2 protein-coding genes and 1 pseudogene are annotated in these 1,466 nt (G+C 72.6%); 2 read left to right on the forward strand and 1 reads right to left on the reverse strand.

Features of this window, described 5'->3' with window-relative positions:
- A pseudogene (locus tag GT042_RS17035) lies at positions 1-348 on the forward strand (cytochrome ubiquinol oxidase subunit I); the annotation flags it as partial.
- Complete coding sequence (locus GT042_RS17040; RefSeq protein ID WP_161309570.1) at positions 345-686, forward strand: hypothetical protein; 342 nt, start codon at positions 345-347, stop codon at positions 684-686. The pseudogene GT042_RS17035 and the gene GT042_RS17040, both read left to right, overlap by 4 nt.
- A gap of 4 nt (positions 687-690) precedes the next feature.
- On the opposite strand, the gene GT042_RS17045 is transcribed toward GT042_RS17040, so the two are convergent.
- The coding region (locus GT042_RS17045) for an aldo/keto reductase (protein ID WP_161309571.1) at positions 691-1,466 on the reverse strand (776 nt) is incomplete at its 5' end.

Here is a 1,466-nt window from a genome sequence, read left to right on the forward strand (position 1 = left end):
CGCCGGTACGCGGACTATCTCGCCGCCGACGGATTCACCGCGCTCAACATGGTCTCCTCGATCAGCGCCTTCGTCCTCGGCCTGTCGATGCTGCCGTTCTTCTACAACGTCTGGAAAACCACGAAGTTCGGCAAGAAGGTCGAGGAGGACGACCCGTGGGGCTACGGGCGCTCGCTGGAGTGGGCGACCTCCTGCCCGCCCCCGCGGCACAACTTCCTCACCCTGCCGAAGATCCGCTCCGAGTCCCCCGCCTTCGACCTCCACCATCCGGCCATCCGGGCCCTGGAGGAGGAGATCAACCGGCCCGTCGACTCCACGACCGTCGCGCCCGGGGACAAGCAGCGGTGAAACCGGAGGAGGACAGCGTCCGGGGGCTGGTCCAGCTGGAGGGGTACCTCCTGTGGAGCGCCGAGATCGAGGAGATCAACCGGGGGGCGGCCCTGTTCACGGCGCAGTTGCCCTGGCTGACCACCGCCCAGCGCGAGGACGTGGAGCGGGTGTACACCGCCGACCGGATCGCGGTGTCGAAGGCGGTGCTCGTACGGATCGCGGAGCGCGCCCACGAGTTGCGCGGCGAGTACACGGAGCGCTACGAGCAGCTCAGGACGCGCTGTGTGGCCACCGCTCTGGTGGCCGCCGGCGCGGCGACGGGCACCTGCGCGGCGTTCACCCTGCTGGTCCGCTGACGCGTCAGGCTCCCGCCCGGTCCAGCAGGTCCAGGTCGGCCTGGTCGAGGACCAGCTCGGACGCCGCCATGTTCTGCTCCAGGTGGGCGAGCGAGGCGGTGCCGGGGATCTGGACGACGGAGGGCGACCGCGCGAGGCCCCAGGCCAGCGCCACCTGGTGCACGGTCGCGCCGTGGCGTTCGGCGACCGTGCGCAGGGTGTCGTCGGCGAGGGTGCCGTGGCTGCCGCCGAGGGCGAAGAACGGCATGTACGCGATGCCGGCCGCCGCGCAGCTGTCGACCAGGGCCGCGTCCTCCTGGTCGAGCACACCGAAGCGGTTCTGCACGGCGGCGACCGGGGCGACGGCCCTGGCCTCGGCGAGCTGCCCGGCGGACACGTTGCTGACGCCGAGGTGGCGGATCAGCCCTTCGTCCCGCAGCGCGGCCAGGACGGCGAAGCGCTCGCCGAGCGGCGGGCCGCCCTTCGCGGCGAGCCGGCCCACCCGCAGGTACACCAGGTCGAGGACGTCGACGCCCAGTTCCCGCAGGTTCCGTTCCACCTCGGGACGCAGCTGCCCGGCGGTGGCCTCCCCGTACATCACACCGTCCGGGTCCCGCAGCGGGCCGACCTTGGTGGCAATCGTCAGACCGGCGGGGTACGGGTACAGCGCCTCGCGCAGGAGGTCGTTGGCGCGCACGTCGCCGGAGAAGTAGAAGGCGGCGGTGTCGAGGTGGCGGGCGCCCAGCTCGACGGCCCGGCGGGCGACCGCCAGCGCGGCGTCCCGGTCGTGGGCGGCGCCGT

Origin of the sequence: Streptomyces sp. SID3212 (assembly GCF_009865405.1) — a bacterium.
Lineage (GTDB): Bacteria > Actinomycetota > Actinomycetes > Streptomycetales > Streptomycetaceae > Streptomyces.